The organism is Microbispora triticiradicis, assembly GCF_005864065.1.
Lineage (GTDB): Bacteria > Actinomycetota > Actinomycetes > Streptosporangiales > Streptosporangiaceae > Microbispora > Microbispora triticiradicis.
The window spans coordinates 471,003-487,139 of sequence record NZ_VANP01000002.1 but is presented as its reverse complement, the minus strand read 5'-3'; the positions used below and the strand labels follow the sequence as shown (position 1 = coordinate 487,139).

Below are 16,137 nucleotides of genomic sequence, written 5' to 3'. Positions count from 1 at the left end.
GAATCGGCGCGGTCCCGCGACCGGCCGTTTCGCCAGGCGGCGTCTTTCCGGGCCGCTTTCCCGGACGCTTACCACCCCCCGATACCGGACACTTTCCGGCGACTCGGGCAAGGACACTCCTACTTTCCCGTGACATCGCGGGCGGCCGCGCGGACGTCAACTCTGCGGCGACTGACTCGGCTCCCACGCTGAAGGAGTGCTATGGAGATCTCGGGGGACGGCGAGGGAAACCGCGTGGCGCGGCTCGCGGGCGGACGGGACCAGGTGGGGCGGGCGCGCAGGCTCGTGTCGGCCGCCCTGGGGCGCGGCCACCCCCGGCACGACGACTGCGTCCTGCTCACGAGCGAGATCGCGACCAACGCCGTCGTCCACTCCCGCTCGGGGAACGGCGGCACGTTCACCCTCACCGTGTCGTGCCTGCCCGACCGGGTGCGCATCGGCGTGCAGGACGACGGCTCCGCCGGGCCGCCCTGCGCCGGCCACCCGCTGCCGAACGCGTCGAGCCAGGGCGGGCGCGGCATGCCGCTGCTCGACATGCTCTCCGACCGGTGGGGACTGGTCCGGGAGGGCGGACGCAACGAGGTGTGGTTCGAGATCTGGTTCGACGGCGGGCGGCGCCCCGCCGCCCTGCGGCGCGGGTGGCCGGCGACCCGCATCCGGCTCGTCGCCGGCTGAGCGGGTACACCCATTTGTGGTGATTTCACGTTGGGAAGGGGCAAAAACCAACTAATCTAATCGGGAAAGTAGGAGGACTTTTCCATGGCTCTGCCCGACTTCCTGGTCATCGGTGTGCCGAAAGCCGGCACCACCGCCCTGCATGCGGCGCTCGCCCGCCACCCGGGGCTCTTCATGTCACCCGTCAAGGAACCGAAGTTCTTCCTCACCGACGGCCCGCCGCCGGCCAAGGGCGGGCCGGGCGACGCGGAGACCTACCGCGAGCACGTGTGGCGGCGCGCCGACTACGAGGCGCTCTTCGCGGACGCGCCGCCCGGGACGCTCGCCGGCGAGTCCACCCCCTTCTACCTGTACGACCTGGACGCCCAGCGGCGGATCAGGGAGACCGTCCCCGACGCGAAGCTGATCGTCTCGCTGCGCGACCCGGTGGAACGGGCGCACTCCAACTGGACGCACCTGTGGTCGGCCGGCCTGGAGCCGATCGGCGACGTGATCGAGGCGTGCGCCGCCGAGAGGCGGCGCGTCGCGGACGGCTGGTCGCCGTTCTGGCACTACGTGGGCCTCGGCCGGTACGGCGAGCAGCTCGCGCACCTGTTCACGCTGTTCCCCCGCGAGCAGGTGCTGGTCTTCCGCTACCGCGACCTGGTCGACCGGCCCGCCGACACGCTGGACCGCATCTGCGCCTTTCTGGGGGTGGAGCAGGGGCTCGTCGGCGAGGTGCCCAGGGAGAACGTCACCGCCCATCCGCGGCAGAGCCGCAGGCACCGTGTCCTCGCCCGGATCGCCCGGCTCGGGGATCCCTTCCTGGGCCAGCGGCTGACCAGTCCGCTGGAGCGGATGCTGCAGCGCGACGCGCAACCCCGGCGGCCGCTCACCTGGGAGCAGCGCCAGGAGCTGCTGGCCTACTTCGCCGCCGACATCGCGCTGCTCCGCGACCTGCTGGAGGAGGACTTCAGCGACTGGCTGCGCCCCCGGGAGCGGTCGGGCGGCCTGGTGGGCGCCCGGCCCGACGGCCAGCGGCAGGCCCGCAACGGCCGCGTCAGAGGCGTGGACGGCCCGCCGGCCGGGCGGTGACACCCGGCCGGAGCGCGAGCCCCGCTCGTGCTCCGGCCGCCACCTCTCCCGTATCCGGCTCCCACACCCGGCTCCCACCACCCGGCGCGCGCCACCCGGCTCCCGCGGCCCCGGCCTCCCCGCCCGGCCGTCCGCCGACGCCCCCGGACCCGCCCGGCGGTGTTCGGCGGAGGTGGTCGGCGGCGGTGGTCAGCCGTCGGTGGTCAGCGCAGCTCGGTACGCAGCTCGTGGCCCCCGTCGGCGCGGGTCAGCTCGTAGTACAGCCGGTGGCCGCCGGGCACGGGCACGACCGACAGGTAACGCAGCCCGCCCGCCCCGTGCTCCGACTGGGCGACGGGCGCGGTCCCGGTCGCGGTGAGGGTGGACGGGTCGGGGCCGATCGCCACGCCCGTGCGCTCCTCGTAGTTCTCCGCCGCCGACGCGCGGCCGTCGTAGTAGGCGATGACGGTCTCCCCGCTGAAGGTGACCGCGCTCACCCGTACGCCTCGGGAGTCCCACTGGCCGGGCCGCCGGTCGAGCGCGGTCCCCTGCCAGGTCCAGGCGATCCCGTCCGCGCTGGTGGCGTAGTCGGTCACCATCTGGTCGGCCTCGTCGGGGTCCTCCAGCGGGTGGCACGACGCCCACAGGTGCCACACGCCGCCGTGGTGCAGGATGACCGGGTCCTTGACGCCGGTCTTGAGGTCGCCGGGGAGCACGACCCGCGCGTCGGCGGGATCGAACTCCGCCGGGTCGGCGGCCTCGATCATCTCGACCCGCCAGTGCTTGGTGCCGTACGTGGCGCAGCTGAGGTAGAGGCGCCACGACCCGTCGGGCGTCGCCACGAGCGTGGGCCGCTCCAGCGACTCGGTCTTCATCTCGTCCTTGGTGATCGTGAGGATCCGCTCGAACCGCTCGCCGTCGGCCGACCGGGCGATCTCCACGGCGTACCCCCGGCCGGAGCCGATCGGGCGGCGCAGCCGGTAGGCCAGATAGATCCACCCGTCCCGGCTCACGGCGCTGGGCGCGCCCGCCCAGTAGCCGGGCCCGTCTCCGGGTGGCGGGATCGCGACGACTGACCGTTCCGGCTTCGGTGCGAACACGTCTCTTCTCCGTGGGTGCGCGACGACGGTGGGCGGCTGGACGCCGTCCCTTCCTGGCTGTCCTCAATTACCAGCGGCCCGACGAGGAGGCCAAGCGTCCTCGCCATCGGACGGCCATCTCTATACAAAACCCGCTTAGTTTGCGGGTTTTGTCAGGATAGGCCAGAAACCCCGATGCGCGCGCCCCCACCTGCGACGGAAAAGGGACTGAACCCGGAGCGGCAGGGGGGCGTATCTCCGGGCGTAAGGGCATGCCGACACCGTTCCGACCCCCTCGCAGTCCGACCCCTCGCAGGTCTGACCCACTTTCAGGAGGCCCCATGCGGGCACGTATCGTCACGCTCTGTGCCGTGCCGCTCACGCTGGCGCTCGCCGGCGCGGCCCCGGCCCATCCCGCCTCGGCCGCCGGCGCCTCGCGCCACGCGGAGAGCCGTCCCGGCCACCAGGCCCACCCACTCGCCCGTCCCCTTGCCCGACCGCCCGCTCAGGCGGCGCGCACGTCCACCCGGTTCGCCGAGGTCCCCCTGGTCTCCGATGTGGCGGGCAAGGCCGCCGTCACGGACCCGAAGCTGGTCAACCCCTGGGGCCTCGCCATGGGCGCGACCCTGTGGGTGTCCAACGCGGGCACCGGCACCGCCACCGTCTACACCGGCGGCGCGGGCGCGGTCAAAAAGGCCCCCACCACGGTCGCGATCCCCGGCGGGACCCCCACCGGGCAGGTGGCGTACACCGGGAACGCCTTCACGATCAAGGGGAGGGCGGGGACCGCGCCCGCCTCGTTCATCTTCTCGAGCCCGAGCGGCGCCATCACCGCCTGGAGCGCCAAGGCCGACCCCGGCAACGCGGTCATCGCCGCGTTCACCCGCGGCGCCGACTACAAGGGCCTGGCGCTGATGAACACCAACCGCGGCACGTTCCTGCTCGCGCCGTCGTTCTCCCACCGCCGCGTCCACGTCTTCGACGAGGACTTCCGGCGGGTGCGGCTGTCGAACCGCCAGTTCCGCGACCCGTCGCTGCCCGTCCGCTACTCCCCCTTCAACGTGGAGATCGTCGGCGACTCCGTCATGGTCGCGTACGCGCGGCGCGATCCCGGCACCGGCAAGCCGGTCGCGGGGCGGGGCAACGGGTTCGTCAGCGTGTTCACCGCCGACGGGCGTTTCGTACGGCGCCTCGCCTCCCGCGGCCCGCTCAACGCGCCCTGGGCGATGACCCTCGCCCCCCAGGGGTTCGGCGCGTACGCCGGGGCGCTGCTCGTGGGCAACTTCGGCGACGGGTGGATCAACGCGTACAACCCCCGGACCTGCCGCTACCTCGGCCCGCTGCGCCGCGCGGACGGCGGGGCGATCGCCCTGGAGGGCCTGTGGGACCTCGAACCGGGCACGGCCGGAAACGGCGGCACCGACGCGGTGTGGTTCTCGGCCGGGGTCTCGAAGGCGCGGCACGGGTTGCTCGGCCTGATCCGCCCCGCCACCGCCGGCGGCGCCGCCTCCCCCTCGGCGGCGCCCTCCCCCTCACCCTCGCCTTCGGCCGCGCACCGCCACGGAAGCGGCGCCGGAAGCGGCTACAGCTACTGAGGATCAGGACGAAAGCCCAGCTCACGACGCTTGGCCGCGGACACGCCACCCCGCGGCCGAGCACCCCCACCCGGGAGCGGTATGACTTTAGCCATGAACAAGGCAGACATCGGAGTGACGGGCCTCGCGGTCATGGGCCGCAACCTCGCCCGCAACTTCGCGCACCACGGTCATGTCGTCGCGGTCCACAACCGCACAGAGAGCCGCACCACCCGCTTCATGGAGGAGCACAAGGACGAGGGCGCGTTCGTGCCGGCGGGCACGATCGAGGAGTTCGTCGCCGCGCTCGAACGGCCCCGCAAGGCGATCATCATGGTCAAGGCCGGCGCCCCCACGGACGCGGTGATCGAGGAGCTCGCCGCCGTCATGGAGCCGGGCGACATGATCATCGACGGTGGCAACGCCCACTACCTGGACACCCGCCGCCGGGAGGCCGCGCTGCGCGAGCGGGGCATCCACTTCGTCGGCACCGGCATCTCCGGTGGCGAGGAGGGGGCCCTGAACGGGCCCAGCATCATGCCCGGCGGCGACCCCGAGGCGTACGCGACGCTCGGCCCGCTGCTGGAGGACATCGCGGCCAAGGTGGACGGCGTGTCGTGCTGCGTGCACATCGGCCCCGACGGCGCCGGCCACTTCGTGAAGATGGTGCACAACGGCATCGAGTACGCCGACATGCAGCTCATCGCGGAGTCGTACGACCTGCTGCGGCAGGCCCTCGGGCTGAACCCCAAGGAGCTCTCCGACGTCTTCCGCGAGTGGAACCGGGGCGACCTCGAGTCGTACCTCATCGAGATCACCGCCGAGGTGCTCGGCCACGTCGACGCCGCGACCGGGAAGCCGTTCGTGGACGTGGTGGTCGACCAGGCCGAGCAGAAGGGCACCGGCCGCTGGACCGTGCAGAGCGCCCTCGACCTCGGCGTCCCGGTGACGGGCATCGCCGAGGCGGTCTTCGCCCGGGCCCTGTCGGGCCACCCGGAGCAGCGGGCCGCGGCCCGCTCGCTCACCGGCCCGTCCGGCACCGCCGGCGACTCCGGCCTCGTCGAGGACGTGCGGCGGGCCCTGTACGCCTCCAAGGTGGTCGCGTACGCCCAGGGGTTCGACCAGATGGCCGCGGCTAGTGCGGAGTACGGCTGGAACCTGCGGCTCGGTGACATGGCCACCATCTGGCGGGGCGGCTGCATCATCCGGGCGCGCTTCCTCGACCGGATCAGGGCCGCCTACGACGCGGACCCGAACCTGCCGACGCTGCTGGTCGACCCCACCTTCGCGCAGGCCCTGGACGAGGCTCAGGAGTCGTGGCGGCGGGTCGTGGCCACGGCGGCGACGATCGGGGTGCCCACCCCGGGCTTCTCCTCGGCGCTCGCCTACTACGACGGGCTGCGCCGCGACCGGCTGCCGGCGGCGCTGCTGCAGGGGCTGCGCGACTTCTTCGGCGCGCACACCTACCGCCGCACCGACCGGGAGGGCGTCTTCCACACCGACTGGTCGGCGGACCGCGCCGAGCACTCCGCCTGACCGGTCCGCCCGACCGGTCAGCTTGACCGGTCCGCTTGACCGGCCCCGGAACCTGGTACGGCCCCCGCCCGCGCGGGGGCGAGGGCCGTACCGGCCGGATCTCAGCTCGGATTCAAGCTCGACTCAAGCTTCCAGCTGTCAGCCGCTCACTCGAAGGCGGCGGTCAGCGGCTCCGCCTTCTCGCCGTCGGGGGCGGCGGCGCTCGGAGCGCCGGTACGCAGCGGGACGTGCCTGACGAACGCGGCGAGCACCGGGACGAGCACGGCGACCACGGCCGCCCAGAGGAAGACCGACCCGATGGCCGTGGCGAGGGCGTCCAGGAAGAACCCCTTGACCTGCGGGGGAAGCTGCTCGAGGGCCTTGGGGGTGATGCCCGCGCCGCCGCTGCCGACCTGCTTGGCCGCCACCGGGCCGAGCTTGTCGCTCAGGGTGTCGGTGAGCCGGTTGTTGAAGATCGCGCCGAACATCGCGACGCCGAACGAGCCGCCGATGGACCGGAAGAACGTGGAGGCGCTGCTGGCCACGCCGAGGTCCTTCTGCTCGACGCTGTTCTGCGCGATGAGCATCGTCGTCTGCATCAGGAAGCCCATGCCGAGGCCGAAGACGGCGATGAACGCGCCGGTCTGCCAGGACGGCGTGTTGACGTCCTGCAGCGACAGCAGCCACATGCCGACCGCCATGATCGCCCCGCCGATGACCGGATAGATCCGGTACTGCCCGGTCTGGGTGATCGCCTTGCCGACGAACAGCGACACGATCATCGATGTGATCATCATCGGCAGCAGGAGCAGGCCGGAGTTGGTGGCCGTGGAGCCCTGCACGATCTGCTGGAACAGCGGGATGAAGCTGATCGCGCCGAACATCGCGAAGCCCAGCAGGAAGCCGAGCGCCGAGATGAGCGAGAAGTTGCGGTTGGCGAACACGTGCAGCGGCATGATCGGCTCGGCCGCGCGCCGCTCGATCGGGATGAACAGCGCGAGCGAGACCACCGCGAGCCCGGCCAGCGACAGGATCTGCCAGGAGCCCCACGGGTAGCCGTGCGCCTGCCCGCCCCACGAGGTGATCAGCACGATCGCGGTGATGCCGATGGTGAGGACGGTCGCGCCGAGCCAGTCGATGCGGTGCTCGGTGCGGTGCTTGGGCAGGTGCAGCCGGAAGAACAGCCAGACCAGCGCGACGCCGCCGAGGGGCAGGTTCACGTAGAACGCCCAGCGCCAGTCGAGGTGGTCGGTGATGAAGCCGCCGACGAGCGGCCCGGCGATCATCGCGAGCGACATGATCGCGGCCATGATGCCCTGGTACTGGCCGCGCTCGCGGGGCGGCACGAGGTCACCGATGATCGCCATGACGTTGACCATGAGGCCCCCGGCCCCGAGGCCCTGCAGCGCGCGGAACGCGATGAGTTCGGCCATGCCGTGCTCGGTGCCCCCGAACAGCGACGAGCCCGCCATGCCGCACAGCGCGGAGCCGACCAGGAACAGCACGATGGACCCGAGGAAGATGTTCTTGCGGCCGTAGAGGTCGCCGAGCTTGCCCCAGATCGGCGTGGACACCGTGGTGCCCAGGACGTACGACGTGGTGACCCAGGTGAAGTACTCCAGGCCGTTCAGTTCGCCGACGATCCTCGGCATCGCGGTACCGACGATCATGTTGTCGAGCATCGCCAGCATGATCGCCAGCATCAGGCCGGGCAGTACGGCCATCACTTCTTTGGACCGCCCCGGCGCGGGCGGAGCCTCGGTCATCGTGGTGCCCCCATGAGTAAAGGATCGGGATAGGTTACTTACTTGCCGACAGGCTAGTGCGGACTTAAGGTATTGTCCTTACTTGCCGGCCGTCAAGTTAATTAGGGGTCAGCAGGACATGGGCACTCAGACCGACACACGCAGCCGCATCCAGGAGGTCGCGATCGGGCTCTTCACCGAGCAGGGGTACGAGGCGACGTCGCTCCGGGAGATAGCCGAGGCCCTCGGCGTGACCAAGGCGGCACTGTACTACCACTTCCGGACAAAAGAGGACATCGTCGCCAGCTTGGTCGAGGACCGCATCGCCGCGCTGGACGAGCTGATCGCGTGGGCGGCCGGGCGTCCCCCCACGGCGGAGACCCGCCGGGAGCTGATCCTGCGCTACTCCGCGCAGATGACCCGAGGGCGCCACCACGAGGTCATGCAGTTCATGGACCGTAACAAGACGGCGCTGCAGGGGCACGTCAAGGTCGACCTGATGCGCGACCGCATGGGCGCGCTGATGCAGTCCCTGTACGGGCCGGACGATCCGCTGCCGGTGCGGCTCAAGCGCTCCATGGCGCTGTTCGCGATACACGCCGCGTGGTTCTTGATCCGCGAGGAGTCGACGACCGACGAGCAGCGGACCGGGGCCGGCCTGGAGGTCGCCCTGGAACTGGCGGACGCCTCCGGCGGTTGACCCCGGCCCTGTGGGAAGGTGACCTCATGCTCTTCGGACAGGAACACGTCAGGCGTTACGTCGAGACCGCGGGTGAGGAGGGCCACGACTGGGAGGGCACCACCACGGCCATCCTCACCACCAGGGGCCGGAAGTCCGGGCAGCCCCGGAGCACCCCCCTGATCTACCAGCCGTACGGCGACGCCTATCTCGTGGTCGCCTCCAAGGGCGGGGCCGACGAGCACCCGCTGTGGTACCTCAACCTCCAGGCCGATCCCGAGGTCGAGTTCCAGATCAAGGGCGACAGGTTCAGGGCCCGGGCCCGTACGGCGACCGCGGCGGAACGGCCGGACATGTGGCGGACCATGGCCGCCGCCTGGCCCGCGTACGACGAGTACGCCACCAGGACCAGCCGGGAGATCCCGGTCGTCGTGATCGAACGCGCCTGACCCTTTCCGGCGGGGCCGCGTCACGACGCGGCCCCCGCACCCGGTGACTCGCGCGGCCGTCGGCGGTATGTTTCCCATGATCCCCAGTACCGTGGTGGTCCCCAGTAGCGTGATCCCCAGCACAGGGAGGGTTCCGTGAGCGACGGCCGCACCGCGGAGATCATGGTCGCCGAGGCCCGGAAGGCGTTCTGGGTCATGGTCGGCTTCCTGGCCGTGATCTGGGCCGTGCAGGTGGCCAACTGGGCCTCCGGCTACTCGCTGAGCTACAGCTTCGGCATCCGGCCGTGGGACGTCGAACGGCTGCCCGGCATCGTCTCCGCGCCGCTCCTGCACTGGAGCTGGGCGCACATCGAGGGCAACTCCGGGCCGCTGTTCATCTTCGGGTTCCTCGCGGCCTACCGGGGCGTGCGGCGCTTCCTCGGCGTCACCGGGCTGATCGCCGTCGCCAGCGGGCTCGGCTCGTGGTTCACCGCCGACGCCGCCACCGTCGGTGCGGGCGCGAGCGGCCTGGTCTTCGGCTACTTCGGGTACGTGCTCGTCCGCGGCGCCTTCGACCGGCACCTGATCGACATCGTCATCGGCCTGGTGATGGGCCTGTGCTTCGCCTACCAGTTCACCGGTCTGCTGCCGGCCGAGGGCATCGGCTGGCAGGCACACGTCTTCGGGTTCGTGGGCGGCATCCTCGGCGGCTACCTGTTCCGCGACCGCGGGGCACGGAGCGTGGAGAAGGAGCCCGGCGGCACCCCTCCCGGCGGCTCCCGGCCGGCCCTGCTGAAGGAGATCGAGGACCTGGGCCTCTAGCGCCCCCGCCCAGCGCGCCGGCCCGGTGTGTCTGCCCGTGCGTCGGCTCAGTGCGTCGGCTCAGTTCGCCGGCCGCTCCGGCGGGCGGTAGGGGATGCTGGCGTTGAGGGCGAATCCGCCTTCGGCGGTGGGCCCGTACGTGAGCCGCCCGCCCTGCTGGGCCACCCGCTCGCTCAGGCCGGTCAGCCCGTAGCCCGACCCCTCGTGGGCGGGCGCCCGGGCCGGCGCCGCCCGGTCCCCGCCGCCGGCGGCGACGGCCCCCCCGCTGTTGACCACCGACACGTTGAGCGTGTCGCCGCGCGCCTCGCAGACCACCTGCACGTCGGCCCCGGGGGCGTGCTTGCGCACGTTGTTCAGCCCCTCCTGGACCACCCGGTAGCAGGTGTGCCCGGCCTGCCGGGACAACGCCTCCTCCGGGACCTCGTAGTGCAGCGCGACGCGCAGACCGGTGACCCGGCCCTCCTCGACCAGGCGCGGGATCCCCTCCACGCTCTCCGCCGAGGGCGGCAGGTCGCTGCTGCGCAGCGCCGTGAGCAGCTCGCGCAGCTCGGTCAGCGCCCGCACGCCCTTGTCCTCGATGCTCCCGGCCAGCTTGCGGATCTCCCCGGGGTCGTCGGCGTCCTGGATGAGGCCCGCGTTGAGCACCATCACGGTGACGGCGTGCGTGACCGTGTCGTGCAGCTCCCAGGCGATGCGGCGGCGCTCCAGCGCCGCCGCCTGCTCCTCGCCCGCCCGCGCGCTCTCCCGCAGCTCCCGGATCATCGCGCGGTAGCGCGACACCCAGTGGCCCGCCAGCGCGGGCAGGCAGACCAGCGCCACCGCCCAGACGACCGCCAGGAGAGGCGCGTGATCGCTGTAGGGGTTGACGCGGTCGACCACGACGTACACCCCGGCCAGCGCGGCGACCGCCCCGAGCCGATGGCGTCCCCCGCGCTCGGCCGTCAGCGCGTACGCGGCGAGCGTCAGCGGCACGAGCTGGCCCGCGAACAGCGCGCACGCGGACGTGCCGGTGACCAGGGGCCACGGGGTGCGGCGCCGCGCCAGCACGGCCGCCGCCGCGGCCGACGTCACGGCCAGCCGTACGGCCTCCGGCACCGGCATCAGCGAGAAGGAACGGCCGGTGAGGATCGCGGGAACGGCGAAGGCGAGCACGGCGAGCGCGAGCAGCACGTCGCCGAGCGCATCCCGGCGCCGCGCGACGAGCCCGGCCAAATTCTCCCCCACGCGACCAGTTTGTGGGGTTGACCTGCGGATTCTGGCTGCGCCACGCCCCTTTGACGTAGTTGTGCCGCAGCTTGCCGTACCACGTGCCGGTCGAAACAGTCACGCGGCTTGGGCAGGATAAGAAGCGTGACCGAAAGCATGAGCCTCCTCCGCCGCCTGCCCTCCGGCTCCGACCCCGACGCGTTGTTCGACGCGTTCGCGTCGTGGAACGCGGAGCGGGGGCTCACGCTGTACCCCGCTCAGGAGGAGGCCCTCATCGAGGTCGTCTCCGGCAACAACGTGATCGTCTCGACCCCGACCGGCTCGGGCAAGAGCCTGATCGCCGCCGGAGCTCACTTCGCGGCGCTCGCCCGGGACGAGATCAGCTTCTACACCGCGCCGATCAAGGCGCTGGTGTCGGAGAAGTTCTTCGACCTGTGCGCGTTGTTCGGCACCGAGAACGTCGGGATGATGACCGGCGACGCCACGGTGAACGCCGACGCGCCGATCATCTGCTGCACCGCCGAGATCCTCGCCCAGATCGCGCTGCGCGACGGCGCGGACGCCGACGTCGGCACGGTGATCATGGACGAGTTCCACTTCTACGCGGAACCCGACCGCGGCTGGGCGTGGCAGGTGCCGCTGCTGGAGTTGCCGCAGGCGCAGTTCGTGCTGATGTCGGCCACCCTGGGCGACGTCGAGCGCTTCAAGACCGACCTCACGCGCCGCACCGGGCGCGACACCGCCGTCGTGAAGCACGCCGAGCGGCCGGTGCCGCTCATCTACTCCTATCGGGTCACCCCGCTGCACGAGACGCTGGAGGAGCTGCTGTCCACCCAGCAGGCCCCCGTGTACGTCGTCCACTTCACCCAGGCGGCGGCGATGGAGCGCGCCCAGGCGCTCATGAGCATCAACATGTGCAGCAAGGCCGAGAAGGAACAGATCGCCGCCCTGATCGGGAACTTCCGGTTCACCACCCGCTTCGGCCGGGCCCTGTCCCGGCTCGTACGGCACGGCATCGGCGTGCACCACGCCGGGATGCTGCCGAAGTACCGCCGCCTGGTGGAGCGCCTCGCGCAGGCGGGGCTGCTGAAGGTCATCTGCGGCACCGACACCCTCGGCGTGGGGGTGAACGTCCCGATCAGGACCGTGCTGTTCACCGCGCTGTCGAAGTTCGACGGCACGAAGGTGCGGCGGCTGCGGGCGCGGGAGTTCCACCAGATCGCCGGCCGGGCCGGGCGGGCGGGCTTCGACACGGTCGGCTACGTCGTCTGCCAGGCCCCCGACTACGTGATCGAGAACGAGCGGGCGCTGGCGAAGATCGGCGACGATCCCAAGCGGCGCCGCGGCTACGCCCGCAAGAAGCCGCCGGAGGGGTTCGTCGGCTGGAGCGAGGAAACGTTCGAGAAGCTCCAGACGGCCGAGCCCGAACCGCTGACCTCCCGCTTCAAGGTCAGCAACGCCATGCTGCTGTCGATCATCAACCGTCCCGGCGACTGCTTCCAGGCGATGAAGCGGCTGCTGACCGACAACCACGAGGACCGCAAGGCCCAGCGCCGCCACATCAGCCACGCCATCGCGATCTACCGTTCGCTGCTGGCCGGCGGCATCGTCGAGAAGCTCGCCGAGCCCGACGAGCACGGCCGCATGGCCCGGCTCACCGTGGACCTGCAGGAGGACTTCGCGCTCAACCAGGCGCTGGCCACGTTCGCGCTGGCGAGCTTCGAACTGCTCGACCGCGCCTCCCCCACGTACGCGCTGGACCTGGTCTCCATCGTCGAGTCGACGCTGGACGACCCCCGGCAGATCCTGCACGCCCAGCTCAACAAGGCCAGGGCCGAGGCGGTCGCGCAGATGAAGGCCGACGGCATCGAGTACGAGGAGCGGATGGAGCGCCTCGCGGAGATCACCCACCCGATGCCGCTGGCCGACCTGCTCTTCGGCGCGTACGAGACCTACCGGCGCGGGCACCCTTGGGTCGGCGACCACGTCGTGAGCCCCAAGACGATCGTGCGCGACATGTACGAAAGGGCGATGACCTTCACCGATTACATCCAGTTCTACGAGCTGGCCCGCTCGGAGGGCACGGTGCTGCGCTACCTGGCCGACGCGTACCGCACGCTGTCGAAGACCGTGCCCGAGCACCTGAAGACCGACGACCTCGTGGACCTCATCGAATGGCTGGGCGAACTGGTGCGCCAGGTCGACTCCAGCCTCATCGACGAGTGGGAGAAGCTGGCCAACCCGGCCGAGGCCCTGGCCGCCGGGCAGGAGCAGCTGGAGACCAGGACCCGCCCGGTCACCGCCAACCCGCGCGCCTTCCGGGTGCTGGTCCGCAACGCGATGTTCCGCCTGGTGGAGCTGGCCGCGCTCGACCGGGAGGAGGAGCTGACCGAGCTCTATCCGGACGTCGACTGGGGCGCGGCCCTCGACGCCTACTACGAGGAGCACGACGAGGTCCTCACCGGCCCGGACGCCCGCGGCCCGGCCCTCCTGCTCATCGAGGAGGAGAAGGAGCTGTGGCGGGTGCGCCAGATCGTCGACGACCCGGCCGGCAACCACGACTGGGGCATCGCCGCGGAGGTCGACCTCGCCGCCTCCGACGAGGAGGGCCATGCCGTCCTCCACGTCACCGGCCTCACCCGCCTCTGACCCCGCCCGCCTCTGACCTTCGCCCCGTCCGTCAGTCAGGACCTGTCGCCGTTGCCGAGCATCGGGGTCTCCGGTGACCCCGCGGAGGCGGGACCGGGGATATGTCGGTACGGCTGTCTAGTGTCCCCAGGCATGGATGATCACTGGGGCGAGATCAGGAAGCTGATCGAGGCGAGGCGCGCCGAACGGCTGGCCGAGAGGGTCAGGACGCTGGGCGACGAGGGCCGCAGGGAGGTCGCGGTCAGGCTGCCGGGGCTGCTGAAGGAACTGCGCGGCGTCGATCGGTGGGACGACGGCCTGTCCGGCTACCGGGTCGGCCTGCGTGTGGCCGGCGCCGGCTGCCTGGGCGGCGCGGCGGCCGTGACGTCCTGGTTGTACCGGCGCGACCTCGCGCCCCGGTGGGGCGGCGCCGACAACGACGTCGACCTCGTCCTGGCGGTGCTCGCCGACCGGCCCGCCGCCTGGCGCGCCGATCTGGCCGAGCGGCTGGTGCTCCGCCTGCGCTCCGCCGACGACCGCGGCGTGGAGCTCGCGCTGGCCCTGCTCCGCGAGACCGGGATCGAACCGCCCCCGCACGATCCGCTGGTGGCCGGATGGGTGGATCGGGGCCCGGCGCGCCTGGGCGAGGACCCGCTGCTCGATCACCTGCTGCCGCGCCTGTTCGAGGCCGAGGGCGTCGGCCGGACGCTGCAGTGGGACAGGGAACCGGGGAGGGGCTGGCTGGGCGCGCTGCCGAATCTGGCCGAGGCCGGCCGGGTGAAGCGCGAGGCGCTCATCGACGGCTGCGTGCGCCGCTTCCTCCGTGGTGGCACGCCCACCGACCTGCGGTTCTTCGTCCGCCTGCACGAGGCGCTCGCCCCCTCGCCCGCCGAGGCCTCCTGCCACGTCCGCGACTACCTCCATCTGCTGCCCGCGGCGCCCGGACCGGTCGCCGAACTGGCCGTGAAGCGCCTGCGGTCCTGTGCCGAGCTCCCCGCCGACGACCTCGCCGAGGCGTGGGACTGCCTGCTGTTCCGCCCCGAACGCACTCTGGTGCGCGCCGGGCTGTCGTGGCTCGCCCGTTCCGTGAAGCGCACTCCGGCGCTGGCCGAGGTGATCGCCGCGCCGCTGGCCCGCGCGTTCGCCGCCGACTCGGCGGAGCTGCAGGAGACGGCCGCCGGGCTGGCCATGACGTACGCGGACGACATGCCCGAGGAGGGCCGGGCCGCCCTCCGTGAGGCGATCGGCTTCCTCCCGCCCGCGCTCGGCAGACGGGCCGCCGCGGCGTTCGCGGGCGGCGCGGTGGCCGAGGCCGAGGCCGTGTTCACGCCGCCGTCGCCGCCTCCCGCGCCCGAACGCGCCCGTGCCGTCGAGCCCCCGATCCGGTCGGCGGAGGAGCTCAGCCAGACGATCACGGAGTGGACGGACTCCTGGCAGTCGTGGGAGCGGCTGCTCGCCGGGTTCGTCGTGCTCGCCGGCCGCGACCGGCCGGGACTCGTGGCCGCGACGCGTGACCGGCTGACCGCCGAGCACGCCTGGACCTACGCGCAGGAGACCTGGCCCCGGGCCGAACAGTGGCTCAGGGGCGCCGCCACCGCCCTGAACGGAGACGCCCGGACCCGGCACGCCTGGCGGCGCTTCCTGCCCGGCAGGGGCCTGGCCGGCCCGGACCTGCTCCTGCTGCATCGCGGGGCAGAGATCCTGCGGGCCGTCGAGGAGGACACCCTGCCCCCGGTGCTGCTGGCCACGCCCACGCACGACACCGGGCACGTGGCGGCGGCCGAGCTGGTCCGGCGGCTGGAGGTGATCGAAGCGGCCGGCGCCAAGCCGCTCGCCGCCGACCTCCAGCAGGCGCTGCTGCGCCTTCCGCGCACCCCCGACCCCGAGGCGGCCGAGCGCGCGGCCCGGCTGACGTCGGCGGCGGGCGGGATCGTCGCCGGGTGGACCTGCCCAGAGGCGCACGTCACGATGGAGTGGACCTGCGAATGGGGCCACCAGGGCCCCCACGACTGGCGCGACCGGAGTCACGCCCACCATGTCCGCCTGGCCCCCGCGGCCGTCGCCGCGCCCACCGGCCTGCCGCTGATCGACCTGGTGCTGAGCGTGCCCGGCCACTGGGCCGAGCCCGAGCACGTCCACTGGTGGCCCTCGACGCTGCCCTCACACCGCGAGGTCGCCGCCGCGTACCTCACGCCGCACCTGCTGCAGCACTACTGGTACGGGCCCGTCGTCCGCGCGCAGGCCCGCCACCTCGCCCGGGCCGAAGGACCCGCCGGGCCGGCGTTCTCCGCGGTCCTCGCCCGTGCCCTTGGCGACCGGAATACGCGGGAGCCGGTCGACGTGCTGCTGGAGGTCGCCGCGCGGGACGAACTGCCCGCGGCTGAGATCGGCCGCCAGGCCGGGCTGCTGCTGGTCAGCGGCGAGGTGAGGATGATCGACATGGTCGCCGCGCTCGACGAGGCGGCCAGGCGGGGCGGGCACGATCAGGTGTGGCGGATCGCCGCCGCGGCGCTGCCCGCGCTGCTGCCCGCGCCGGGCGAGCGCCCGCGGGGTGGCCTGACCGGGTTCGTCACACTCGCGAGGATGGCGGCCGAGTGGTGCGACGCCCGCGGCGAGATCCCCGAGGTGCGCGACGTGGCCGCACGCAAGGGGAACAGCGGCCTGCTCCGGGAGATCCGCCGGCTCCACGACCGGCTCACCGAGGGCACCGACGGCACCGGCCAGGAGGGATGA

Annotated in this window: 12 protein-coding genes; 9 read left to right on the top strand and 3 right to left on the bottom strand. The window is 72.3% G+C overall.

Annotated features, from left to right (window positions below; genetic code table 11):
• Positions 1 to 201 precede the first annotated feature (201 nt).
• Both FED44_RS07230 and FED44_RS07225 read left to right on the top strand, forming a co-directional pair.
• Positions 202 to 675: an ATP-binding protein gene (locus FED44_RS07230; protein WP_111700240.1), complete on the top strand. Its 474-nt coding sequence runs from the start codon at positions 202 to 204 to the stop codon at positions 673 to 675.
• Between the two features lie 84 nt (positions 676 to 759).
• Positions 760 to 1,749: a sulfotransferase family protein gene (locus FED44_RS07225; protein WP_111700241.1), complete on the top strand. Its 990-nt coding sequence runs from the start codon at positions 760 to 762 to the stop codon at positions 1,747 to 1,749.
• A gap of 203 nt (positions 1,750 to 1,952) precedes the next feature.
• On the opposite strand, the gene FED44_RS07220 is transcribed toward FED44_RS07225, so the two are convergent.
• Positions 1,953 to 2,828, bottom strand: a complete 876-nt coding sequence (locus tag FED44_RS07220) for a hypothetical protein (RefSeq protein ID WP_111700242.1) — start codon at positions 2,826 to 2,828, stop codon at positions 1,953 to 1,955.
• Between the two features lie 320 nt (positions 2,829 to 3,148).
• On the opposite strand from FED44_RS07220, the gene FED44_RS07215 reads away from it, so the two are divergent.
• Together FED44_RS07215 and gndA are read left to right on the top strand one after the other, a co-directional pair.
• Positions 3,149 to 4,402, top strand: a complete 1,254-nt coding sequence (locus FED44_RS07215; RefSeq protein ID WP_167521410.1) for a TIGR03118 family protein — start codon at positions 3,149 to 3,151, stop codon at positions 4,400 to 4,402.
• Between the two features lie 93 nt (positions 4,403 to 4,495).
• Positions 4,496 to 5,917: an NADP-dependent phosphogluconate dehydrogenase gene (gndA, locus tag FED44_RS07210; RefSeq protein WP_111700244.1), complete on the top strand. Its 1,422-nt coding sequence runs from the start codon at positions 4,496 to 4,498 to the stop codon at positions 5,915 to 5,917.
• A 146-nt stretch (positions 5,918 to 6,063) separates the two neighbouring features.
• Here the strand turns inward: gndA and FED44_RS07205 are convergent, their stop codons facing one another.
• The gene (locus tag FED44_RS07205) at positions 6,064 to 7,662 is read right to left on the bottom strand and encodes an MDR family MFS transporter (protein ID WP_138460145.1); all 1,599 of its coding nucleotides are present in this window, start codon (positions 7,660 to 7,662) and stop codon (positions 6,064 to 6,066) included.
• Between the two features lie 118 nt (positions 7,663 to 7,780).
• Between FED44_RS07205 and FED44_RS07200 the strand changes: the two genes are divergently transcribed.
• The 3 genes from FED44_RS07200 (at position 7,781) to FED44_RS07190 (ending at position 9,570) form a co-directional block, all read left to right on the top strand.
• On the top strand, positions 7,781 to 8,341 hold the full coding sequence (locus FED44_RS07200; RefSeq protein WP_111700246.1) for a TetR/AcrR family transcriptional regulator: 561 nt from the start codon (positions 7,781 to 7,783) through the stop codon (positions 8,339 to 8,341).
• Between the two features lie 26 nt (positions 8,342 to 8,367).
• Positions 8,368 to 8,769, top strand: a complete 402-nt coding sequence (locus FED44_RS07195) for a nitroreductase family deazaflavin-dependent oxidoreductase (RefSeq protein WP_111700247.1) — start codon at positions 8,368 to 8,370, stop codon at positions 8,767 to 8,769.
• Positions 8,770 to 8,904: 135 nt separating this feature from the next.
• Positions 8,905 to 9,570: a rhomboid family intramembrane serine protease gene (locus tag FED44_RS07190; protein ID WP_208758867.1), complete on the top strand. Its 666-nt coding sequence runs from the start codon at positions 8,905 to 8,907 to the stop codon at positions 9,568 to 9,570.
• A gap of 60 nt (positions 9,571 to 9,630) precedes the next feature.
• Here the strand turns inward: FED44_RS07190 and FED44_RS07185 are convergent, their stop codons facing one another.
• Complete coding sequence (locus tag FED44_RS07185; protein ID WP_133305968.1) at positions 9,631 to 10,794, bottom strand: sensor histidine kinase; 1,164 nt, start codon at positions 10,792 to 10,794, stop codon at positions 9,631 to 9,633.
• Between the two features lie 138 nt (positions 10,795 to 10,932).
• On the opposite strand from FED44_RS07185, the gene FED44_RS07180 reads away from it, so the two are divergent.
• Together FED44_RS07180 and FED44_RS07175 are read left to right on the top strand one after the other, a co-directional pair.
• Complete coding sequence (locus FED44_RS07180; protein ID WP_138460263.1) at positions 10,933 to 13,425, top strand: DEAD/DEAH box helicase; 2,493 nt, start codon at positions 10,933 to 10,935, stop codon at positions 13,423 to 13,425.
• Positions 13,426 to 13,557: 132 nt separating this feature from the next.
• Complete coding sequence (locus FED44_RS07175; RefSeq protein ID WP_138460144.1) at positions 13,558 to 16,137, top strand: DUF7824 domain-containing protein; 2,580 nt, start codon at positions 13,558 to 13,560, stop codon at positions 16,135 to 16,137.